The following is a 3,617-nucleotide window of genomic DNA, read 5'->3' on the forward strand; positions in this document are numbered from 1 at the left end:
CGGCAAGGAAGTGAAGCCGAACGTCATCGTCAACCGTTTCGAACAGAAGATGTTCGATAACGGCATCAAGCAGGCGGACGTCCAGGAAATCCTTGGCGAGCATTTCGTCGGCGGCATCGCCAACAACTACCGGCTGGTGCGCGAAGCAGTCGATCGCGGCGTACCGCTGCACGAGATCGATCCCAACGCCAATGTCGTCAACGATCTGAAGAAGATCATCCTGCCGGAAGAAGCGGTCCCGACCCGGGCGAAATCGCGCTCGCTGTTTGGCATGGGCCGTGGATTGCTGAAGAGGAAAGCCGGATGACCAGCCGCTTCTCCACCCTGCAGAACCGCGATGCGCGTCCGCAGCGCGCGCATGAGACGACGCCGGTCGCCCATCATGCCGTCGTCATACCAACCAGCCGAAAGGCTTTGCCGGCAAAGCCGGAAGCAGCGCTGGCAAAGAATGCCAACAAGGTGCTCGATGCGCGCGTGCGTATCCACCGGCTGCTGCTCGAAGAGATCAATCTTGTCGCGCTGGAGCGTTTGCCGAAGGATGAGATGCGCCGGCAAGTGCATGACTTCGTTTCGGAAAAGACCAAGCAGGAGCGGATGGCGATCAACACCGTCGAGCTTGATGCGCTGGTCGACGACATCGTCGACGAGATGGTCGGCCTCGGTCCGCTCGAGCCGCTGCTCAAGGATCCCGACATCAACGATATCCTGATCAACGGCCACATGAACTGCTTTGTCGAAAAGAAAGGCAAGCTGCAGCCGGTCCACATTCCGTTCAAGGACGAGGCGCATCTCCTGCGCATCGTCAACAAGATCGTCGCCGCGGTCGGTCGCCGCGTCGACGAATCGCAGCCGATGGTCGATGCCCGCATGCTGGACGGCTCGCGCTTCAACGCGGCCATCCGCCCGGTTGCGGTCGACGGCCCGCTGGTGTCGATCCGCAAATTCTCCAAGAACAAGCTCGGCCTGCATAAACTGGTCGAATTCGGCGCCATCACCCAGAACATGGCCGAAGTGCTGGCGGCGGCCGTGCATGCCCGCAAGACGACGATCATTTCGGGCGGCACCGGCACCGGCAAGACGACCATGCTCAATGCACTGTCGGCCTTCATTCCGGAAGACGAGCGGCTGATCACCATCGAGGACGCGGCCGAGCTCCAGCTGCAGCAGCCGCATGTCGCGCGCATGGAAACACGTCCGGCCAACATCGAAGGCCATGGCGAGCTGAAGCAGCGCGACCTGGTCAAGAACGCACTGCGCATGCGCCCCGACCGCGTCATCCTCGGCGAATGCCGCGGCGAGGAGGCTTTCGACATGCTGCAGGCAATGAACACCGGCCACGAAGGGTCGATGGCGACCATCCATGCCAACACGCCGCGCGACGCCATTTCGCGGCTCGAGCAGATGCTTGGCATGACCGGCATGCCGATGACGGTGCAGTCGATCCGCAGCCAGATCGCCAGCGCGCTCGACCTGATCGTCCAACTGACGCGCCTGTCCGACGGCAAGCGCAAGGTGACCAGTGTCGCCGAGGTGACCGGCATGGAAGGCGATGTCATCCAGATGCAGGAGATCTTCCGCTTCGTGCGCACCGGCATGGAGGCCGACGGCAAGATTCTGGGCCACTACGAGGCGACCGGCATCCGGCCGCGCTTCCTCGAGGACCTGCGCGCCATGGGCATCGAGTTTCCCGGACGATATTTCGAACCCGGCCGGCCGCAGGAGTAGCCAAGTGTTCGATGGAATGAGCGCGATCTATGTCGTCTATGCCGCGGCCGCGCTGACCGGCATCCTGATCGCCGAGGCCTGTTACCTGCTTTATGCCGGCCGCAGCGACAAGCGCACCGCCATCAACCGGCGCATGAGGCTGCAGGAAAACAAGATCAGCCAGGAGCAGGTGCTCGTCCAACTGCGCAAGGAGCGCGGCCTTGACGCGGGCACGCCGCTGTTTTCGGCGGACCGGTTTCGCGCGCTGCGAACCCAGTCGGGCATGATCATGCCGCTGTCGAAATTCCTGATGATCACCTGCGGCGTGGCGATGGCGATGGCCCTGGTCGCCATCTGGTACGGCTTGCCGCCGCTGATGGGGTTCGTCCTGTTCGTGGTGCTCATGCCGCTATTGCCGGTGCTGACGCTGCGTTTCAAGCGCAAGCGCCGGCTGAAGCGGTTCGGCATGCAGTTGCCGGAGGCGCTGGAACTGATCACGCGTGGCCTGAAGGCCGGCCACCCGGTGCCGGTGGCGATCGCCATGGTGGCGCGCGAGATGCCCGACCCGATCGGCAGCGAGTTCGGCGTCATCGCCGACGAAGTGACCTACGGATCCGATCTGGTTTCGGCGTTGAACTCGCTGTTCGACCGGGTCGGCCAGGAGGATCTGCCGTTGTTCGTCACCGCCGTCTCGATCCAGACCAGTTCGGGCGGCAATCTGCGCGAGATCCTCGACGGCCTGGCGACGACGATTCGCGAGCGTGGCAAGCTGCGCCGCAAGGTGCGCGCCATTGCGACAGAAGGCCGGATGTCGGCCTACATTCTGACGGCCGTGCCGGCGTTGCTGTTTGCCGCCATCATGGCACTGATGCCGGGCTTCTACAGCGACGTCTGGGGCGAGCCGAAGACCTGGTATCTGCTTGGCGCGTCGATCACCTGGCTGATGCTGGGCAATCTGATGATGTTCAAGATGTCGAATTTCAAGTTCTGACATGCAGGGCTTCATCGAATTCCTCGCCTCGCTTGCGCCGACCTCATTGATGCCGGTGGCCATACTGCTGCTGGCGGTGGGTGCTGCCGCTGTTGCCTGGCCTGTTGTCATGGCGAAGGGCGATCGCAACGAGGTCATGCGCCGGCTCAGGGTCGACAACGGTCCCGTGGCCGCCAAACCGGAGCCGGTGCAAAAGAAGAATACCGGCATCGTGCGCGAGAAGGCGGTGAAGCGGGCGCAGGAATTCTACGCCAGGAGCGATCCGGAAAATGTCGCGCGGCTGCGCATGAAGCTTATCCAGGCGGGCTACATGGAGCCGCGCGCTGTCGGTACGTTCTTCCTGATCCGGTTCACCGCGATGATCGGCACGGCAATCGGTGTGTTTGTGCTCAACCGCTGGATGGCCAGTCCGGACGCAACGATGGCCAGCCGCTGGACATTCGTCATCCTGTCGGGCGCGGCCGGTTATTTCCTGCCCGGCCTGATGCTGAGCCAGAAAGTGCGGGAACGCAGGCGTGAGTACCGCAACGGGTTTCCCGATTTCATGGACCTGATGATTGTCTGCTCGGATGCCGGCATGAGCATGGAGGCAGGCATAGAGCGCGTCTCCAAGGAACTCGCCAAGACTTATCCCGCGCTCAGCCAGAACCTGCAGCTGGTGTCGCTGGAGCTGAGGGCCGGGCGCAGCCTCGACGATGCGCTGAAGGCGCTCGCCGATCGCCTCAGCCTGGACGAGGTGCGTTCCTTCGCCACGCTGCTGCAGCAGTCCAAGGAACTCGGCACCAGCCTGTCGGGGGCGCTGCGCGTCTTCTCCGACGACATGCGCCATAAGCGTATGTCGTTGGCCGAGGAAAAGGCGCACGCTCTGCCTGCCAAGATGTCGGTGCCCGTGGTTGTGTGCATCCTGCCGGTGGTGCTGATG

At 63.1% G+C, this 3,617-nt stretch carries 3 protein-coding genes and 1 pseudogene; all 4 read left to right on the top strand.

The genetic code is table 11. The annotated features are described in order from the left end of the window. Window positions 1-307 (top strand): annotated as a pseudogene (locus tag EN879_RS27735) (response regulator receiver protein); the annotation flags it as partial. Beyond that, window positions 304-1,725: a CpaF family protein gene (locus EN879_RS27740; protein WP_024505345.1), complete on the top strand. Its 1,422-nt coding sequence runs from the start codon at window positions 304-306 to the stop codon at window positions 1,723-1,725. The pseudogene EN879_RS27735 and the gene EN879_RS27740, both read left to right, overlap by 4 nt. 4 nt (window positions 1,726-1,729) lie before the next feature. Then, window positions 1,730-2,695, top strand: coding sequence for a type II secretion system F family protein (locus EN879_RS27745; protein ID WP_027162569.1), 966 nt, complete (start codon window positions 1,730-1,732; stop codon window positions 2,693-2,695). Between the two features lies 1 nt (window position 2,696). Next, on the top strand, window positions 2,697-3,617 hold a 921-nt coding region (locus EN879_RS27750), incomplete at its 3' end, for a type II secretion system F family protein (RefSeq protein ID WP_164774615.1).

It is taken from the genome of Mesorhizobium sp. M7A.F.Ca.AU.002.02.1.1 (assembly GCF_003998535.1).
Classification (GTDB): domain Bacteria; phylum Pseudomonadota; class Alphaproteobacteria; order Rhizobiales; family Rhizobiaceae; genus Mesorhizobium; species Mesorhizobium ciceri.